Genomic DNA, 17,507 nt, shown 5'->3' with positions numbered 1-17,507 from the left:
TCAGTCCTTCTTCGTGCCGTTTTCGGGGTCCCTGCCGTGGGCGTGCAGGTAGTCGGTGGTCCAGTCGATCCAGAAGCGTTCGAGGCGGATGCCGCCGCGCAGCACCAACCACTGGTCGAGCTCGGGCCCGGTGAGGTCGGTGGGGTCGGGGAACTGCTCGCGCTCGAGCTGCTCGTAGTGCGCGAGCCGGGTCGCGTGCTCGGCCCGCGCGGCGCGGAGGTTGTCCAGCAGCCTCGCGCGGTCGCCGTACGACGCCCCGCGCAGCTTGACCGCCAGCTCGCTCCGGAAGGTCTCCATCGCCATCGGTTCGGCCAGCCACTCCGCGAGCACGCGACGACCAGCCTCCGAGGGGGTGTGGACCTTCTTGTCGGGGCGCCCCTCCTGGGCGACGACCTCGACCCGCACCCACCCTTCGGCCTCCATCCGCGCGAGCACGCGGTAGATCTGCTGGTGGGTGGCGTGCCAGAAGAAGCCGAGCGACTTCTCGAACCGCCGGGTCAGCTCGAGCCCGCTCGCCGGGCGCTCGCTCAGCGCGACGAGGAGGGCGTGCTCGAGGGCCATGCGGACCATGGTGCCCGACCTATGCAACGAGTTGCAACCCCGAGCGGCGCCCGCAGTCGATGCGCACTGGAGGGGGTAGTCCGTCACTTGGAGGGGGTTGTGTGCCCCACCAAGTGGCGGACTCCCCGCTCGAGCGGGGAGTCCCCGGGGGGCGACCCCGACCCTCGCGACGGTGACAGCGCTGCTGTCATGATCAGCCGCATGACGTATGAGCTGGGGCAGGGGACCGGGCCGCTGCGGGGCGTGCGGGTGGTGGAGGTCGCCGGCATCGGGCCGGGGCCGCACGCGTGCATGCTGCTGGCCGACCTGGGCGCCGACGTGCTGCGCATCGACCGCCCGGGCGGCGGGATGTTCGACATGGGGGAGAAGGACGTGCTCAACCGTGGCCGGCCGAGCGTCGCGCTCGACCTCAAGCGACCCGAGGCGGTCGAGGCGGTGCTCGAGCTCGTCGAACGCGCCGACGTGCTGGTCGAGGGGATGCGTCCCGGGGCGATGGAGCGGCTCGGGCTGGGCCCTGAGGACTGCCACGCCCGCAACGAGCGACTGGTCATCGGCCGGATGACGGGCTGGGGCCAGGACGGGCCGTGGAGCCAGGCCGCGGGCCACGACATGAACTACATCGCGATCACCGGCGCCCTCCACGGCCTCGGGCAGGACCGCGACCGGCCGCACTTCCCGAGCAACCTGCTCGGGGACTTCGGCGGCGGCTCCACCTACCTCGTCATCGGCATCCTCGCCGCGCTCCTCGAGGCCCGCGCCAGTGGTCGCGGACAGGTCGTCGACGCCGCGATCGTCGACGGCACGGCCCACCTCAACGCGATGGCCTCCACCTTCGCCGCGATGGGTCTCGACACCGGGCGGCGGCGCTCCGGCCTGCTCGACGGCGGAACCCCCTGGTACGACGTCTACGAGACCGCCGACGGCGAGCACGTGAGCGTCGCCGCGCTCGAGCCACAGTTCTGGGCCGCGCTCGTCGAGCGCATCGGCGTCGAGCTGCCCGACCGCGACGACCCGGGCAGCTCGCGTGCGATCAGGCAAGCCCTGACCCGCCGCTTCAAGGAGCGGACGCAGGCCGAGTGGGCCGAGGTCTTCGACGGCACGGACGCCTGCGTCGCGCCCGTCGTACCCCTCGCCGAGGCGCCTGCCCACCCGCACCTCGCCGCGCGCGGCACCTTCGTCGAGCACGACGGCGTCACCCAGCCGGCCCCGGCGCCGCGCTTCTCGCGAACCGCCTCCACGATCCGCAGCGCGCCCGCACTGCCGGGCGAGCACACCCGCGACGCGCTTGCCGCCTGGGGCCTCGAGGACGTCGACGCGCTCATCGCCGGCGGAGCTGCGACGCAGGCGTGAAGCCGTTCCTCTTCCTCGGCACCCGCGCCGAGGACGACGTCGCCCAGCAGGAGTACGACGCCGTGCTCGCCGGTTGCGGCCTGCGACCCGACGAGCTGGTGCGGGTGCGCCTGGAGGAGCGCCCCCTCGGAGACGTCGACCTCGACGACTGGTCCGGCATCATCCTGGGCGGCGGCCCCTTCAACATGTCGGACCCCGACGACGCGAAGTCGCCGGCCCAGCGGCGCGCGGAGGCCGAGCTGCACGCCCTCGCCGTACGCGTGGTCGAGGCGGACGTCCCGTTCCTCGGCGCCTGCTACGGCATCGGCGTGCTCGGCACCCTGGACGGAGGCGTGGTCGACCGGACCTACGGCGAGCCGATCGGCGCGCTGCCGGTGCGGCTCACCGAGGAGGGCCGCACCGACCCGCTCTTCGGCGCCCTGCCGGCGGAGTTCGCGGCCTACCTCGGCCACAAGGAGGCCGTGGCCCGGCTGCCCGACGGGGCGGTGCTGCTGGCCTCGACCGACACCTGCCCGGTCCACGCCTTCCGGATCGGCCGCAACGTGTACGCCACCCAGTTCCACCCCGAGCTCGACCCGGTCGCGATCTGCGACCGGATCGACGCCTACAGCGCCCACGGCTACTACGAGCCGCACGAGCAGGAGCAGCTCAAGGCCGCCGCGCGCGAGGCGCTGGTGACCGAGCCGGTGCGGCTGCTCGCCCGCTTCGTGGAGCTCCACGCGCGCTGACCGGGGGTAACTCGCAGTTACATTCCGCCCTCGACTGACCTAGGCTCGAGGCGTGACGAGTGCCGAGCACGTGGACGTGCTGATCATCGGGGCGGGCCTGTCGGGCATCGGAGCGGCGGCCCACCTCGCCAAGGACCTGCCGGGGACGTCGTACGCCGTCCTGGAGCGGCGCGAGGTCAGCGGCGGGACGTGGGACCTGTTCCGCTACCCGGGGGTGCGGTCCGACTCCGACATGCACACCCTGGGCTACCGGTTCCGGCCGTGGCGCGGCGACACCGCGCTCGCCGACGGCGCCTCGATCCTCGACTACCTGCGCGACACGGCCCGGGAGTACGGCGTCGATCGGCACGTCCGCCACGGCCACCGCGTCGTCTCGGCCGACTGGGACTCGACCACCGCGCGCTGGACGGTCGTCGCGGAGGTCGCCGGCGAGCAGCGCGCGATGACCGCCGACTTCCTGTGGGCGTGCAGCGGCTACTACGACTACGACGCGGGCCACACGCCGCACTTCGAGGGCCAGGAGCGCTTCCGCGGACAGGTCGTCCACCCCCAGCACTGGCCCGACGACCTCGACCACAAGGGCAAGCGGATCGTCGTCATCGGCTCGGGCGCCACGGCCGTGACCCTCGTCCCCGCCCTCGCCAGCAGCGGCGCCGCGCACGTCACGATGCTGCAGCGCTCACCGACGTACGTCCTCTCCGTGCCGGCGAAGGACAAGGTGAAGGGCCGGCTGACCAGGCTCGTCGGGGAGGAGCGGTCCTACGTCGCGACGCGGTGGAAGAACATCGCGCTGCAGTCCGCGCTCTACCGCGCCAGCCGGCGCCGCCCCGACCTGGTGCGCGGCCTCGTCCGCAGGACCAACGTCGCCCAGCTCCCGCCCGGCTACGCCGTCGACACCCACTTCAGGCCGACCTACGACCCGTGGGACCAGCGGATGTGCCTGGTGCCCGACGGCGACCTCTTCCGGGCCATCACGGACGGCCGCGCCGACGTCGTCACCGGCCGCATCGCCACCTTCACCGAGACCGGGCTGGAGCTGGAGTCGGGGGAGCGGCTCGAGGCCGACGTCGTCGTCACCGCGACCGGCCTCAACCTCCAGGTCTTCGGCGGCGCCGAGCTGAGCGTGGACGGCGAGCGGGTCGAGCCGAGCAGCACCATGGCCTACCGGGCGATGATGCTCTCGGGAGTCCCCAACTTCGCCTTCACCATCGGCTACACCAACGCCTCGTGGACGCTCAAGGCCGACCTTGTCGCGGAGTACGTCGTCCGGCTGCTGCAGCGGTTGCGGGCCACCGGCACCCGGTCGGTCGTGCCGGTGCGCGACCCCGACGTCGAGGAGGTCCCGCTGATGGACTTCGACGCCGGCTACGTCCAGCGCGTCGTCCACACGCTCCCGCGCCAGGGCACCCGCGCCCCCTGGACGCTCAAGCAGAGCTACCTCCACGACGCGCGGACCATCCGTCGCGCGCCGCTCGACGACGGCGTACTCCGCTGGTCCTGACGTCGCGAATGCCCGGGACGTCATGGAATTCCGCGGTTCGAACCTCGCTTTCCCATGACGTCCGCTCGCGTCTCGAATGGAAGCGCTCCCACATTTCGGGGACGATCCACGCCCCGACCGTTGACAGGTTGATGTGACGCCGGTCATAGTTGCTGCCGGACGCAAGTGGAAGCGCTCTCACACCGCTGACGTCCACCTTCCGGCCGGCAACCAGCCCGGCGCCCCGCAGGACGGCAGGAGTGCAGTGGTGCAGACATCGAAGACCCGGCGATTCCGACTCGCCTCGAGCGCGATCTTGGCGCTCACCCTGGCAACGACCGCGGCCGCGTGCGGCGGCGGTGACGACGACGGCGCGACCGCGGACGGCAAGACCAAGCTCACCGTCGCGACCTTCAACGAGTTCGGCTACGAGGAGCTCATCGAGGAGTACAACGCGATGCAGGACGACGTCGTCGTCGAGCAGAAGAAGGCCGGCACGGCCAACGAGCACCAGGACAACCTCTACACCAAGCTCGCCGCCGGGTCGGGTCTCTCCGACATCGAGGCGATCGAGGTCGACTGGTGGTCCGCGCTCATGGAGCAGTCCGACGCCTTCACCGACCTCTCCGACCCCGAGGTCGAGGGTCGCTGGCTCGACTGGAAGACCGAGGCCGCGACGACGCCCGACGGGGCCCTGATCGGCTACGGCACCGACATCGGCCCGGAGGGCATCTGCTACCGGTCCGACCTGTTCGAGAAGGCCGGCATGCCCACCGACCGCGAGAAGGTCGCGCAGATGTTCGGCAGCTGGGACGACTACTTCGAGGCCGGTCGCCAGTTCGTCAATAAGGTCCCCGACGTCGCCTGGTACGACTCCTCCGGCGCGACCGCGCAGGCCATGTCAACCAGGTCGAGTACTCCTTCGAGGACGAGGACAACACCGTCATCGCCGCGGACAACCCGGAGGTCAAGGAGGTCTTCGACACCGTGACCTCGCTGTCCGAGGAGGGACTCTCCACCAACCTCGTGCAGTGGAGCGAGGACTGGACCGCCTCCTTCCAGAACGACGGCTTCGCCACCATGGCCTGCCCGGGCTGGATGCTCGGCGTCATCGAGGGCAACGCCGACGGCGTCGAGGGCTGGGACATCGCCAACGTCTTCCCCGGCGGCGGCGGCAACTGGGGCGGTTCCTACCTGACCGTCCCGGCGCAGGGTGACAACGTCGAGGAGGCCCAGGAGCTGGCCAAGTGGCTGACCGCTCCGGAGCAGCAGATCAAGGCGTTCGAGGCGAAGGGCACGTTCCCGAGCCAGGTCGACGCCCTGACCGACCCGGCGCTGACCGGGTCGACCAACGAGTTCTTCAACGGCGCCCCGACGGGCCAGATCCTGGCCGACCGCGCCGAGGCGGTGCCCTTCATCGCCCACAAGGGTCCGAAGTTCGCCGACATCAACACGGCGTTCCAGCAGGCCATCCAGCGCGTCGACGAGGGCAAGGAGTCGGCCGACGAGGCCTGGGACTCCTTCCTCGCCGACGTCGAGCGGCTGGGCTGAGCCACGGCGATGGAGGCAGGTTCCAATGCCGTGAAGCCCGTCGGGGACACCGGTGCCTCGGTGTCTCCGACGGGGGACCGGCCACGACAGCCGCGGCGTGACGTCGTACGACGACCCGCCTGGCGGCAGCGGCTCTCGATGCTCGACGCCAAGGTCTCGCCCTACCTCTTCGTCTCGCCGTTCTTCGTGCTGTTCCTCGTGGTCGGGATGTTCCCGCTCGGCTACACGGCATGGGTGTCGGTGCACCAGTGGGGCCTGCTGTCCGGGCAGGGCGACTTCACCGGCCTCGAGAACTACCGCCGGGTCCTGGAGGACCGCTACTTTTGGAACGCGCTGCGCAACACGATCAGCATCTTCCTGCTCTCCTCGATCCCGCAGGTGCTGATCGCCCTCGCGCTCGCCGGCCTGCTCGACACGCAGCTGCGGGCGCGGACGCTGTGGCGGATGAGCGTGCTGCTGCCGTTCGTGGTCGCGCCGGCGGCCGTGGCCCTGATCTTCGGCAACGTCTTCGGCGACCGCTACGGCCTGGCCAACGAGGTGATCACCTGGATCGGGCTCGAGCCGATCCGCTGGCACGTCGACACCCTCGCCAGCCACGTCGCGATCGCGTCGATGGTCAACTGGCGCTGGACCGGCTACAACGCGCTCATCCTGCTCGCCGCGATGCAGGCCGTGCCGCGCGACGTCTACGAGTCGGCCGCCCTCGACGGCGCCGGGCGGATCCGGCAGTTCACCTCCATCACCGTGCCGATGATCCGGCCGACCGTGATCTTCGTGATCATCACCTCCACCATCGGCGGGCTGCAGATCTTCGCCGAGCCGCGGCTCTTCGACACCCAGGGCCTCGGCGGCTCCGACCGGCAGTACCAGACGCTCACGATGTACCTCTGGGAGCTCGGCTGGCGGGTCCGCGACCTCGGCATGGCCTCGGCGGTGGCGTGGCTGCTGTTCCTCATCATCGTCGTCTTCGCGCTCGTCAGCCTGCTCGTCAGCCGACGGGCCGGGACGTTGAAGGGGCACCACCGACGGTCCGCACCTCTGAAGGGAGCACGCCGGTGAACCGCCGACCAGGTTTCTTCGTCTACGGCCTGCTGACCGCGTTCGTGCTCGGCTCGTGCGCACCGCTCTACTGGTCCTTCCTCGTCGGCTCCCACAGCCGCGAGGTGCTGACCAAGCGGGTGCCGCCGCTGCTTCCCGGCGGCCACTTCTGGGACAACGCCCAGCGCGCGTTCGACGCCGTACCCTTCTGGAAGGCGCTCGGCAACAGCCTGATCGTGTCCGGCACGGTCGCGACGTCGGTCGTCTTCTTCTCCACCCTCGCGGGGTTCGCGTTCGCCAAGCTCACCTTCCGCGGGCGCACGCCGATGCTCGTCTTCGTCGTGGCGACCCTGGCCGTCCCCACCCAGCTCGGCGTCATCCCGCTCTTCATCGTGATGGCCAAGCTCGGCTGGGTCGGCTCGCTGTGGGCGCTGATCGTGCCGAGCCTGGTGACCGCGTTCGGCGTCTTCTTCATGCGGCAGTACCTCCTCGACGCCCTCCCCGACGAGCTGATCGACGCGGCGCGGGTCGACGGGTGCTCGCTCTTCCGCACCTTCTGGACCGTCGCCCTGCCGGCGGCGCGTCCGGCCGCCGGGATCCTGTGGCTGTTCACCTTCATGGCCACGTGGACCGACTTCTTCTGGCCGCTGATCGTGCTGCCCGCCAGCAACCCGACCGTCCAGATCGCCCTCCAGCAGCTGCAGAGCGGCTACTACGTCGACTACAGCCTCGTCCTCGCCGGCGCCACGCTGTCGACGATCCCGCTGCTGGTCCTCTTCGTCCTCACCGGCCGCCAGATGGTCGCCGGCATCATGCAAGGAGCAGTCAAGGGATGAGCGTGCAGACCACGACCACGACCGGGACCAGCCCGGCCACCACCGTCCAGTTCCCGCCCGACTTCGTGTGGGGCATGGCGACCGCGTCCTACCAGATCGAGGGGGCCGTCGCCGAGGACGGACGTACGCCGTCGATCTGGGACACCTTCTCCCGCATCCCCGGTGCCGTGCTCGGCGGCGACACCGGCGACGTGGCCTGCGAGCACTACCACCGCATGCCCGCCGACGTGGCGCTGCTCGCCGACCTCGGCGCGACGTCGTACCGCTTCTCGGTGGCGTGGCCGCGCGTGCGCCCCGACGCCGGACCGGTGAACCCCGCCGGCCTCGCGTTCTACGACCGGCTCGTCGACGAGCTGCTCTCCCACGGGATCGCGCCGTGGCTGACGCTCTACCACTGGGACCTGCCGCAGGTCCTCGAGGACGCCGGCGGCTGGACCAACCGCGACACCGCGCACCGCTTCGTCGAGTACGCCGTCTCGGTGCACGAGGCGCTCGGCGACCGGGTGCCGACGTGGACCACGCTCAACGAGCCGTGGTGCTCGGCGTTCCTCGGCTACTCCGCGGGACACCACGCCCCGGGGCGGCAGGAGGGGGCGGCCGGCCTGGTCGCGGGCCACCACCTGCTGCTCGCCCACGGCCTCGCGACCCAGGAGCTGCGCAGCCGCGGCGCCGACCGGCTGGGGCTGAGCCTCAACCTCACGGTGCCCGACCCGAGCGACCCAGCCGATCCGGTCGACGTCGACGCCGCGCGGCGGATCGACGGCCTCCACAACCGGTTCTTCCTCGACCCGATCTTCCGGGGCGCCTACCCGGCCGACGTGCTCGAGGACACCGCCGGGCTCACCTGGCAGGACCGGCCCTGGCTCGACGCGGTGCGCGACGGCGACCTCGACGTCATCTCGGCCCCGATCGACGTGCTGGGCGTGAACTACTACCACGGCAACGAGGTCTCGGGTCACCCGCGCACGGACGTCGTCGGCATCGGTGCCGACCACCCCGCCCGGGTCGCGCTCTCGCCCTTCCCGGGCTCGGAGCACGTCACCTTCCCCAGCCGCGGGCTCCCGCTGACCGCCATGGGGTGGGAGATCCAGCCCGAGGGCCTCCACCGGCTGCTGCGCCGCCTCCACGACGACTACCCCCACCTCCCGATCCACCTCACCGAGACCGGCGCCGCCTTCGACGACCGGCTCGACGAGCAGGGGCGGGTGCACGACCCCGACCGGATCGCGTTCCTCGACTCCTACCTGCGCGCTGTGCACCGGGCGATCGAGGAGGGCGTCGACGTCCGCGGGTTCTACCAGTGGTCGTTCTGCGACAACTTCGAGTGGGCCTTCGGCTACGCCAAGCGCTTCGGCCTCGTCCACGTCGACTACGCCACCCAGCGTCGTACGCCCAAGTCGAGCGCCCACTGGTACGCCGAGCTGGCCCGCACCGGCGTCCTGCCAGCGCCGGAGGACGCGGCCGACTAGCGTGTCGCGCGTGACCACTTCGCGCACCCCGGCCGGCGCGGGTCAGCCCACCCTCGACGAGGTGGCCCGGGTCGCCGGTGTCTCCCGGGCCACGGCCTCGCGCGCGATCAACGGCGGCCAGCGGGTGAGCGCGCGCGCCCAGTCGGCCGTCGACACGGCGGTGCGCACGCTCGGCTACGTCCCCAACCCGGCGGCCCGCAGCCTCGTCACACGGCGTACGGACTCGATCGCCGTGGTCGTGCCCGAGCCCGACGACCGGGTCTTCTCCGACCCGTTCTTCGCCGGCACCCTGCGCGGCGTCAACCGGGTCCTCGCCGAGCGTGACATCCAGCTGGTGCTCCTGCTCGCGAGACCGGGCGCGTCGACGGCACGGACCCTGCGCTACCTCACCAACCGGCACGTCGACGGTGCGTTGGTCACGTCCCACCACCGCGACGACCGGCTCGCCGAGCACCTCGCCGACATCGGCCTGCCCTGCGTCTTCGGCGGTCGTCCGTGGACCGGCGGCGACCGGGTGGCGTACGTCGACGTGGACAACGTGGCGGGGGAGCGCGAGGCGACCGAGGCGCTGCTCGCGCGCGGCTGCACCCGCATCGGCACCATCGCCGGACCCGCCGACATGACTGCTGCCGAGGACCGGCTCGCCGGGTGGCGACAGGCGGTGTCGGCCGCCGGCCTTCCCGCCGACGCGGTCGAGCACGGGGACTTCACCGAGGCCAGCGGCGAGGCCGCGGCGCGCGCCCTCATGGAGCGCCACCCCGACCTGGACGGCCTGGTCGTGGCCTCCGACCTGATGGCCGCCGGCGCCCTGCGGGTGCTCGCCGAGCTCGGTCGCCGGGTCCCCGACGACATCGCTGTCGTCGGCTTCGACGACCTCGGCGTCGCCGAGCGCACCTCTCCGGCCCTGACCACCGTCCGGCAGCCGGTCACCGAGATGGCCGAGCGCGCGACCCGGCTGCTGCTCGAGCGCGTCGACGACCCCGCCTCCAGCCGTCCGATGCGGGTGATCATCCCGCCGACGCTCGTGCGGCGCGGCAGCGCCTGAATCCCGGTCAGGCCGGGGACGAGATCCGCTGCTCGATCGTGGCGGCGGTGGCCCTCGCCGACGGTCCGACGCCCGCCAGGGTGGCGGACGCCGGGCCGGTCCAGTCGCCGTAGCCGACGAGGTGGAGCCGGGGCTCGTCGAGGGCGGCCGTCCCTGACGGGCCACCGACGCGCACGTGGCCGTCACGGGTGTGGAGCCGGAGCGGCTGCAGGTGGCGCAGGGCGGGTCGGAAGCCGGTGCACCAGATGACGGCGTCGCAGTCCTGGCGGGACCCGTCGGCCCACACGACGCCGTCGCGGTCGAGGCGGCTGAACGCGGGGCGGGCCCGCAGCACACCTCGGTCGCGCGCCTCCTTGACGCTCGCGACCATGACGATGTCCCCCAGGCCCGCGACCCCGGCGTGCTCGCGGCCCTGCTCCAGCGCGGCGATCCGCTCGCGCGCCGTCGCGAAGAGGACCCGGCCGTCCACGTCGTCGGGCAGGAACCGCGGCTCCCGCGCGGTGACCCACGTGGTCTGCGCGACGGTCGACACCTCGGCCAGCACCTGGGCGGCGGAGTTGCCGCCGCCCACGACCACGACCCGCTGGCCCGCGAAGTCGTCGGGGACCCGGTAGTCGGCGGCGTGCAGCTGCCGGCCGGCGTACGTCCGCATCCCGGGGTAGGTCGGCCAGAACGGCCGTTCCCAGGTGCCCGTCGCGGACACCACGGCCCGCGCGGCCCAGGAGCGGTCGCCGGCCGTGACGAGCAGCCGGCCGTCGGGGTCGTCGTCGGCCCGGGTCACCGCCTCGACCCGGCGCGGACGCAGCACGCGGAGGTCGTAGCGCTGCTCGTAGCGCGTCAGGTAGTCGACGACGTGGTCGCGGGGCGGGTAGCCGCGGGTCGCGTCGTCCCACGGCGGCATCATCCAGCCGGGGAGGGAGGAGTAGCCGGCCGGGGAGAAGAGGCGCAGCCCGTCCCAGGTGCGGGGCCACGCACCGCCCGGTCGGTCCGCCGCGTCGAGGACGACGAGGTCGCGCCCCGGCGCGAGCCCGGCCCGCCTGAGGTAGAAGCCGGTGGCCAGCCCGGCCTGACCTCCACCGACGACGGCGACCTCGACGTCGACGGGTTCAGGGGGCATGAGGGGCAAGGTACGCCCCGCGTGGGCCACGCAGTCCGGCGAGCAGCCCGGTCACCCGGGCGTCGATGTTGTCGCGGATCGCGCGGACCGCGTCGAGGTCCTGCCCCGCCGGGTCGGCGACACCCCAGTCGAGGTAGCGGCGCCCCGGCACGACCGGGCAGGAGTCCCCGCACCCCATGGTGACGACGACGTCGGCGCCGGCCACGACCTCGTCGGTGAGCGGCTTGGGGAAGAGGTCGGAGGCGTCGATGCCGATCTCTGCCAGTGCGGCCACGACCTCCGCCTGCACCGCGGGGCCGGGCGAGGTGCCGGCCGATGCCACCTCGACCAGGCCGGCGGAGCGGTGCACGACCAGGGCGGCTGCGAGCTGCGAGCGACCGGAGTTGGCGGTGCAGACGAACAGCACCATCGGCGCCCGCGCCACGCCGCCGTCGTACGCCGTCCTGCCGCGGGTCGCCGCCCGGAGGCGCTCGCGGGCGAACCGGTGGGCGAGCAGCGGGACGTGCGCGGTGATGCTCGCCGGAAGCAGCCGCGCGTAGGAGTCCGCCAGGCACGCGGCGACGGTCTCGGGTGCGAAGGTGCCGGCGAACTCCTCGAGGAGCGCTGTCCTCGCCGAGGCCATCGCGTCGCGGTGTCCGCCTGAGACGGTCGGGTCCAGAGCCGGATCGGTCGGGGACGGGGGCATGGCGGACCTCCAGGAGCAATATCGACATCGGTCGATGTCGTGGTTCCCAAGGTGGCGCACCGCATCGACGTCTGTCAACATAGACACATGTCGAAGTCACCGGACCGTTGCGTCCCCTCCACCGCCGACGGGCTCGCGTGCTGCGTGCCCCTCGCCCGCGAGCCGATCACGGTCGAGCAGGCGGCCGGCGCGGCGTCGATGCTCAAGGCGGTCGCCGATCCCGCCCGACTGCGACTGCTGTCACTCGTGCTGTCCCACGAGGGCGGCGAGGCGTGCGTGTGCGACCTGCTGCCCTACTTCGACCTCTCGCAGCCCACCATCAGCCACCACCTCAAGGTGCTGCACGACGCCGGTCTCCTCCACCGGAAGAAGCGCGGCACGTGGGTCTACTACATCGCCCGCCCCGAGGCGATGCACGCCCTCGGCAGCCTCTTCGCCGCAGCGGCGGCGCCGACCCTGGCCGGGGCGGGCGCATGAGTGACACCGTCGGCGAGACGGCACCCGCCGCTGCGACCGACCCCGTCCTCCAGCGGCTCTCGACCCTCGACCGGTTCCTGCCGGTGTGGATCGGCGTCGCGATGGCCGTCGGGCTCCTCCTCGGAAGGACGGTCGACGGGCTCGACGACGCGCTCGCCGCGGTCGAGGTCGGGTCGGTGTCGCTGCCGATCGCGATCGGCCTGCTGGTCATGATGTACCCGGTCCTGGCCAAGGTCCGCTACGACGAGCTGGGCCACGTCACCAGCGACCGGCGCATGCTCGGCGCCTCGATCCTCCTCAACTGGGTGGTGGGGCCCGCGCTGATGTTCGCCCTCGCCTGGCTCCTCCTGCCCGACCTGCCGGACTACCGCACCGGGCTCATCATCGTGGGGCTCGCCCGCTGCATCGCGATGGTGCTGATCTGGAACGACCTCGCCTGCGGTGACCGGGAGGCCGCCGCGATCCTCGTGGCCATCAACGCCGTCTTCCAGATCCTGGCGTTCGCCTTCCTCGGCTACTTCTACCTCCAGGTCCTGCCCGGCTGGCTCGGTCTCGAGCAGACGGCGCTCGACGTCTCGGTGTGGGGGATCGCGAAGTCCGTCCTCGTCTTCCTCGGCATCCCGTTGCTCGCCGGCTTCCTCACCCGCACGCTCGGGGAGCGGGCCAAGGGCAGGGAGTGGTACGAGTCGACGTTCCTGCCCCGGATCGGGCCCGCCGCCCTCTACGGCCTGCTGTTCACGATCGTCCTGCTGTTCGCGCTGCAGGGCGACACCATCACCAGCCAGCCGCTCGACGTGGCGCGCATCGCCGTCCCGCTCCTGGCCTACTTCGTCCTGATGTGGGGCGGCTCGATGCTGCTGACCCACCTCCTCGGATTCGACTACCCACGCGCCACCGCGGTCTCGTTCACCGCCGCCGGCAACAACTTCGAGCTCGCCATCGCGGTGGCCATCGGTGTCTTCGGCGTGACCTCCGGCCAGGCCCTGGCCGGCGTGGTCGGTCCCCTGATCGAGGTCCCGGCACTGGTGGCCCTCGTCTACGTCAGCCTCTGGGCTCGGCGGTTCTTCCGTGACCCCCCGAGCCCCGCACCCACCGTCCCCGACCCAGGAGCCACCCGATGACCAGCACCACCCCATCCGCCACCAGCGACGCCGCCGACACCACGCCGCAGGTCGTCTTCGCGTGCGTCCGCAACGGCGGTCGCTCCGTGATCAGCCGGGTGCTCACCGAGCACTACGCGGGCGGTCGGGTCGTCGCCCACTCCGCCGGCACCCAGCCCGGCGACCACATCCACCCCGAGGTCGCCGCCGTGCTGGAGAAGCTCGGCCTCGACACGTCCCGCGAGCGGCCCACGCTCCTGACCCGGGAGACGGTCGCCGCCAGCACCATGGCCATCACCCTCGGCTGCGGCGAGGAGTGCCCCTACGTGCCCGGTGTGCGCTACGTCGACTGGCCGGTCGCCGACCCCGGCGGGCAGGACGAGGCCACCGTGCGCGCGATCATCGCCGACCTCGACGGCCGCGTTCGCGACCTGCTGGTCGAGCTGGTGCCCGACATCGAGCTGCCCCCGTCGGTGCTGACCGAGGCCTGAGCCGGGCTCAGGCGCGTGCCGCGCGCGGGGTGGCGTACGCCATGAGCACCGCGGCGACCGCGGCGAGGCCTGCGAGCACGAGGAAGGCATCGGCGTACGAGCCGAGCAGGTCCGCCAGCATCGCGCCCGCGAAGGGCGCTGCCGCTCCGGCGACCAACGCCGGCGCGGTCAGGATGCCGTTGAGGGCGCCGTACGACGCGGGTCCCCACCGGTCGGTGACCGCGGTGGCCTGCACGAGGGTGTAGACGCCCCGGGCCAGGCCGAGCGCCATCCCGATGCCGATCAGGAGGCCGCTCGACGCGGGGGCGAGCGCCAGGGCTGCTGTGGTGAGGGCGACCCCGGCGAGCACGATCACGCCGCGGGACGTCACGGAGGTCGTCGCGGCGAACCGGGCGTAGCCGAGGCGGCCCAGGACCTGCCCGACGCCGCCGAGCCCGAGGGCCACCGCCGCGAGGTTCCGGCTCATGCCGGCCTCGACCAGCATGGGCACCAGGTTGATGACCACCGCGAAGACCGCCAGTGCGGTGAGGGCGTTCGCCGCGGCCAGGAGCACGAAGGGGGTGCTGCGGGAGACGGCGGCGACCGTGTCGGATCGCTCGACGTGATGGGCGGGGTGGTGGGCGGCGCGCCACGGATGGTCGAGCCCCCACCAGTGCAGCGGCAGGGTGATGACCACGAGGCCGCCGAGGAGGACCAGGTAGGCCTGGCGCCAGCCGAGCGCGTCGTCGAGGACCGAGGCGAGCGGCGCGAAGACGGTGCTTGCCAGTCCGGCGACGAGGGTGAGGGTCGTGAGCGCGCGGACCCGACGGGCTCCGGCCCAGCGAGTCAGCGCGGCAAAGGCCGGCGGGTAGAGCGCGCCGGCCATCGCGACTCCGACCAGGACCCAGCCCAGGTAGAAGACGCCGAGGGTGGGTGCCAGCGCCACGGCGCCCACCCCGGGGACGGCCACGAGCGACGCCGCCGTCATCACCCGCCGCGGTCCGACGGCGTCGATGTGCCGGCCGACCCAGATGCCTGCGCCGCCCGCGACGAACTGGGACAGCGAGAACGCACCCGTGACAGCCACGCCCGACCAGCCGGTGTCGGCGGTGATGGAGGACTGCAGGGCCGCGAAGGCGTAGTAGAGGACGCCCCACGAGACGATCTGGACCGTGCTGAGCACGGCGACGACCTGCCGCAGCCCGGTCGCGTCGAGGGCGCCGGGCTGCACGGCGTACGTCACCGGCCGGAGCGGCCCAGCGTGACGAGCTGCGGCTCGACGGCGGGCGCGCCGCAGCATCCGCCGCCGGCGTCGCTCACCGCGTCGGGGTCGTCGAAGGCACCGGCCCCGTTGCACACCCCGGTCTCGGGGAGGACCAGCTCGACCCGCCCGGCGGCCTCGAGGTCGCCGTCGAGCGCGGCCATGACGGAGCGGACCTGCTCGAAGCCGGTCATGGCCAGGAAGGACGGAGCCCGGCCGTAGGACTTCATCCCGACCAGGTAGAGGTCCTGCTCGGGCTGGGCGAGCTCGCGGTAGCCGTGCGGCGCGACGTCGCCGCAGCTGTGGTGGTCGGGGTGGATCTGCTCCGCCAGCACGCGCGCGGCGCCGAGCGCGGGGTCGAGGTCGAGCCGGACCTCGGAGAGGAAGCCGAGGTCGGGGCGGAAGCCGGTGACGACGATGACCTCGTCGACGTCGGTGACCTGCTGGCCGTCGATCGAGGTGAGGGTGAGGCGCCCGTCGGCCTGGGCGGTGACGGACTCGGTGCGGAACTGCGTCACGTCGGTCACCAGGCCACCGGTGGCTGCAGCCTTCGCGTCCTGGCCGAGCTTGCCGCGCTGCTCGAGCTGGTCGTTGTCACCGCCGCCGAACGCGTCACCCACGGAGGGTCGGCGCAGCAGCCACGAGACACGGGTGCCGGGGTGCGCCTCGGCGAGCCGGGCCAGCCCGACGAGGACGCCCTGCGCCGACGCGCCCTTGCCGGCGACGGCGACGTGCTTGCCGGCGTACGTCGCTGCGACAGCCGGGTCGCGGAGGTCGGGGATGCCGTAGGTCAGGCGGTCGGCGTGCGCGGTCTCGCCGAGTGCCGGGTAGCCGTCGGCGCCCAGCGGGTTGGGTCGGGTCCAGGTGCCCGAGGCGTCCACGACGGCGCTGCCGAGGATTCGCTCGGGACCCGAGGGGCCGTCGGTGTGCACGGCGAAGGGGTCCGCCTCCCGTCCGGAGTCGACCATCAGGTCGCGCCCGGAGCGGCCGACGCCCACCACGCGGCTGCGGTAGCGGACCTCGCCCCCGTGAACGGTCGCGAGCAGGTCGGCGAGCGGCTGCAGGTAGGCGGAGCGCCACTCGCCCCCCGTGGGATAGGCGGCGTCGTCGGGGGCGGTCCACGAGCCGGTCGCCTCCAGGAGGCGTCGGGCCGCGGGGTCGATGAGCTCCGCCCACGAGGAGAAGAGGCGGACGTGCGCCCACTCGCCGACGGTGGCGCCCGCGTCCGCGCCGGCCTCGAGGACGAGGAAGGGCATCCGCCGCTCGGCGGCGTTGGCGGCGGCGGCCAGACCGATCGGGCCGGCTCCGATGATGACGACGGGGTGCTGCATGGCGGTCTCCTGATCAGGTCACATATCGACGGACGTCGATGAAGTGACTGTATCGATCGATATCGATGAAGGCAAGGTATTCTCGTCGCATGACGGCGCAAGCGCTGACCCGGGACGACGCAGACCACTACGCGGAGTGGTTCTCCGTGCTGGCCGACCCCACGCGGGTGCGGCTGCTGCACACCCTGTCCACCTCGGGCGCGGGCACCATGAGGGTGGGCGACCTCGCGGCTGCCCTCGGGATCAGCCAGTCCACGTGCTCCCACCACGTCGAGCTGCTCAGGAAGGTGGGCTTCGTGGTCGTCGACAAGGTCGGCACCTCGAGCATGGTCTCGGTCGACGTCGCCTGCTGCACCGGTCTCCCGCACGCGGCCGACGTGGTCATGGGCACGCTGTCCTCGCTGCCGTGCTGCCCGGAGGACCTGCCGACCGACGTGACCACCCGCCCGACGGTCGATGCCGACCTTCCGGCGGTCCTCGACATCTACGCGGAGGGGCTCGCGACCCGCAACGCCACCTTCGAGACCCAGGTGCCCACCGCCGAGCAGATGCGCGCGCGCTGGCTGCCTGACCTGTCGTGGGTCGCCGAGCTCGACGGGCAGGTGGTCGGCTGGACGGCGATCACGTCGGTGTCGTCGCGGGAGTGCTACTCCGGTGTGGGCGAGAGCTCGGTCTACGTCGCCGAGGCGGCCCGCGGCCGGGGGGTCGGCAAGGCGCTGCTGTTCACGCAGGTGACGGAGGCCGACCGGGCGGGCCTGTGGACGCTCCAGACCTCGATCTTCCCGGAGAACCGCGCCAGCCTGGCCCTGCACCGCTCGGCCGGCTACCGCACCCTTGCCGTCCGCACACGCATCGCCCAGCTCGACGGGGTGTGGCGTGACACCGTCCTGCTCGAGCGGCGGCGCGAGGGCGACTGAGACGCGCCCCACACGGCGAGGGATTCGCGCGAACACCACCAGTCCCACTAGCGTTGGGGTCACAGACGTCCGGCCGGTCTTGCCCCGGACG

General features: G+C 72.5%; 18 protein-coding genes. 13 read left to right on the top strand and 5 right to left on the bottom strand.

Annotated elements, in window-relative coordinates; translation table 11 throughout:
• Entirely contained in the window at window positions 1–561 is a 561-nt protein-coding gene (locus Q1B24_RS09130) for a PadR family transcriptional regulator (RefSeq protein ID WP_299926662.1), read from the bottom strand.
• 201 nt (window positions 562–762) lie between these two features.
• Between Q1B24_RS09130 and Q1B24_RS09125 the strand changes: the two genes are divergently transcribed.
• The 9 genes from Q1B24_RS09125 (at window position 763) to Q1B24_RS09085 (ending at window position 10,058) form a co-directional block, all read left to right on the top strand.
• Window positions 763–1,911, top strand: coding sequence for a CaiB/BaiF CoA-transferase family protein (locus Q1B24_RS09125; RefSeq protein ID WP_299926659.1), 1,149 nt, complete (start codon window positions 763–765; stop codon window positions 1,909–1,911).
• Complete coding sequence (locus tag Q1B24_RS09120; protein WP_299926656.1) at window positions 1,908–2,639, top strand: glutamine amidotransferase; 732 nt, start codon at window positions 1,908–1,910, stop codon at window positions 2,637–2,639. The genes Q1B24_RS09125 and Q1B24_RS09120 overlap by 4 nt, the downstream gene beginning before the upstream one ends.
• A 52-nt stretch (window positions 2,640–2,691) precedes the next feature.
• Entirely contained in the window at window positions 2,692–4,140 is a 1,449-nt protein-coding gene (locus tag Q1B24_RS09115; RefSeq protein WP_299926653.1) for an NAD(P)/FAD-dependent oxidoreductase, read from the top strand.
• A 247-nt stretch (window positions 4,141–4,387) separates the two neighbouring features.
• Window positions 4,388–5,110 carry an extracellular solute-binding protein gene (locus tag Q1B24_RS09110; protein WP_299926650.1) on the top strand — a complete coding sequence of 241 codons (723 nt, stop codon included), beginning with the start codon at window positions 4,388–4,390 and terminating at the stop codon, window positions 5,108–5,110.
• On the top strand, window positions 5,107–5,670 hold the full coding sequence (locus tag Q1B24_RS09105) for an extracellular solute-binding protein (protein WP_299926645.1): 564 nt from the start codon (window positions 5,107–5,109) through the stop codon (window positions 5,668–5,670). The genes Q1B24_RS09110 and Q1B24_RS09105 overlap by 4 nt, the downstream gene beginning before the upstream one ends.
• 30 nt (window positions 5,671–5,700) lie before the next feature.
• Window positions 5,701–6,729, top strand: a complete 1,029-nt coding sequence (locus tag Q1B24_RS09100) for a carbohydrate ABC transporter permease (RefSeq protein ID WP_299926642.1) — start codon at window positions 5,701–5,703, stop codon at window positions 6,727–6,729.
• Window positions 6,726–7,544 (top strand): carbohydrate ABC transporter permease, encoded by an 819-nt coding sequence (locus tag Q1B24_RS09095; RefSeq protein ID WP_299926639.1) that lies wholly within the window; start codon window positions 6,726–6,728, stop codon window positions 7,542–7,544. The genes Q1B24_RS09100 and Q1B24_RS09095 overlap by 4 nt, the downstream gene beginning before the upstream one ends.
• Complete coding sequence (locus Q1B24_RS09090) at window positions 7,541–9,013, top strand: GH1 family beta-glucosidase (RefSeq protein WP_299926636.1); 1,473 nt, start codon at window positions 7,541–7,543, stop codon at window positions 9,011–9,013. Before Q1B24_RS09095 ends, Q1B24_RS09090 begins: the two co-directional genes overlap by 4 nt.
• A 10-nt stretch (window positions 9,014–9,023) precedes the next feature.
• On the top strand, window positions 9,024–10,058 hold the full coding sequence (locus tag Q1B24_RS09085) for a LacI family DNA-binding transcriptional regulator (protein ID WP_299926633.1): 1,035 nt from the start codon (window positions 9,024–9,026) through the stop codon (window positions 10,056–10,058).
• Window positions 10,059–10,065: 7 nt separating this feature from the next.
• Here Q1B24_RS09085 and Q1B24_RS09080 read toward each other — a convergent pair whose 3' ends face one another.
• Together Q1B24_RS09080 and Q1B24_RS09075 are read right to left on the bottom strand one after the other, a co-directional pair.
• A complete protein-coding gene (locus Q1B24_RS09080; RefSeq protein WP_299926630.1) occupies window positions 10,066–11,175 on the bottom strand; it encodes an ArsO family NAD(P)H-dependent flavin-containing monooxygenase in 1,110 nt (369 codons plus the stop codon).
• Window positions 11,165–11,860 (bottom strand): arsenate reductase ArsC, encoded by a 696-nt coding sequence (locus Q1B24_RS09075; protein WP_299926626.1) that lies wholly within the window; start codon window positions 11,858–11,860, stop codon window positions 11,165–11,167. Before Q1B24_RS09075 ends, Q1B24_RS09080 begins: the two co-directional genes overlap by 11 nt.
• 87 nt (window positions 11,861–11,947) lie before the next feature.
• Here Q1B24_RS09075 and Q1B24_RS09070 point away from each other — a divergent pair, with 87 nt between their 5' ends.
• From Q1B24_RS09070 to Q1B24_RS09060, 3 genes are read left to right on the top strand one after another with little or no spacing between them, the layout of a single operon-like run.
• Entirely contained in the window at window positions 11,948–12,337 is a 390-nt protein-coding gene (locus Q1B24_RS09070) for a metalloregulator ArsR/SmtB family transcription factor (RefSeq protein ID WP_299926623.1), read from the top strand.
• Window positions 12,334–13,458 carry an ACR3 family arsenite efflux transporter gene (arsB, locus tag Q1B24_RS09065; RefSeq protein ID WP_299926620.1) on the top strand — a complete coding sequence of 375 codons (1,125 nt, stop codon included), beginning with the start codon at window positions 12,334–12,336 and terminating at the stop codon, window positions 13,456–13,458. Before Q1B24_RS09070 ends, arsB begins: the two co-directional genes overlap by 4 nt.
• Window positions 13,455–13,928, top strand: coding sequence for a heat-shock protein HtpX (locus Q1B24_RS09060; RefSeq protein ID WP_299926616.1), 474 nt, complete (start codon window positions 13,455–13,457; stop codon window positions 13,926–13,928). The genes arsB and Q1B24_RS09060 overlap by 4 nt, the downstream gene beginning before the upstream one ends.
• 7 nt (window positions 13,929–13,935) lie before the next feature.
• Here the strand turns inward: Q1B24_RS09060 and Q1B24_RS09055 are convergent, their stop codons facing one another.
• On the bottom strand, window positions 13,936–15,150 hold the full coding sequence (locus Q1B24_RS09055; RefSeq protein WP_299926613.1) for an MFS transporter: 1,215 nt from the start codon (window positions 15,148–15,150) through the stop codon (window positions 13,936–13,938).
• Window positions 15,147–16,499 carry an NAD(P)-binding protein gene (locus Q1B24_RS09050; protein ID WP_299926610.1) on the bottom strand — a complete coding sequence of 451 codons (1,353 nt, stop codon included), beginning with the start codon at window positions 16,497–16,499 and terminating at the stop codon, window positions 15,147–15,149. The genes Q1B24_RS09055 and Q1B24_RS09050 overlap by 4 nt, the downstream gene beginning before the upstream one ends.
• Window positions 16,500–16,588: 89 nt before the next feature.
• Between Q1B24_RS09050 and Q1B24_RS09045 the strand changes: the two genes are divergently transcribed.
• The gene (locus Q1B24_RS09045; protein ID WP_299926607.1) at window positions 16,589–17,416 is read left to right on the top strand and encodes a metalloregulator ArsR/SmtB family transcription factor; all 828 of its coding nucleotides are present in this window, start codon (window positions 16,589–16,591) and stop codon (window positions 17,414–17,416) included.
• Window positions 17,417–17,507: the final 91 nt, after the last annotated feature.

This window comes from uncultured Nocardioides sp. (genome assembly GCF_947488025.1).
Classification (GTDB): Bacteria; Actinomycetota; Actinomycetes; order Propionibacteriales; family Nocardioidaceae; genus Nocardioides.
The sequence above is the reverse complement of the archived record's forward strand: the minus strand, read 5'-3'. Positions and strand labels throughout refer to the sequence as shown.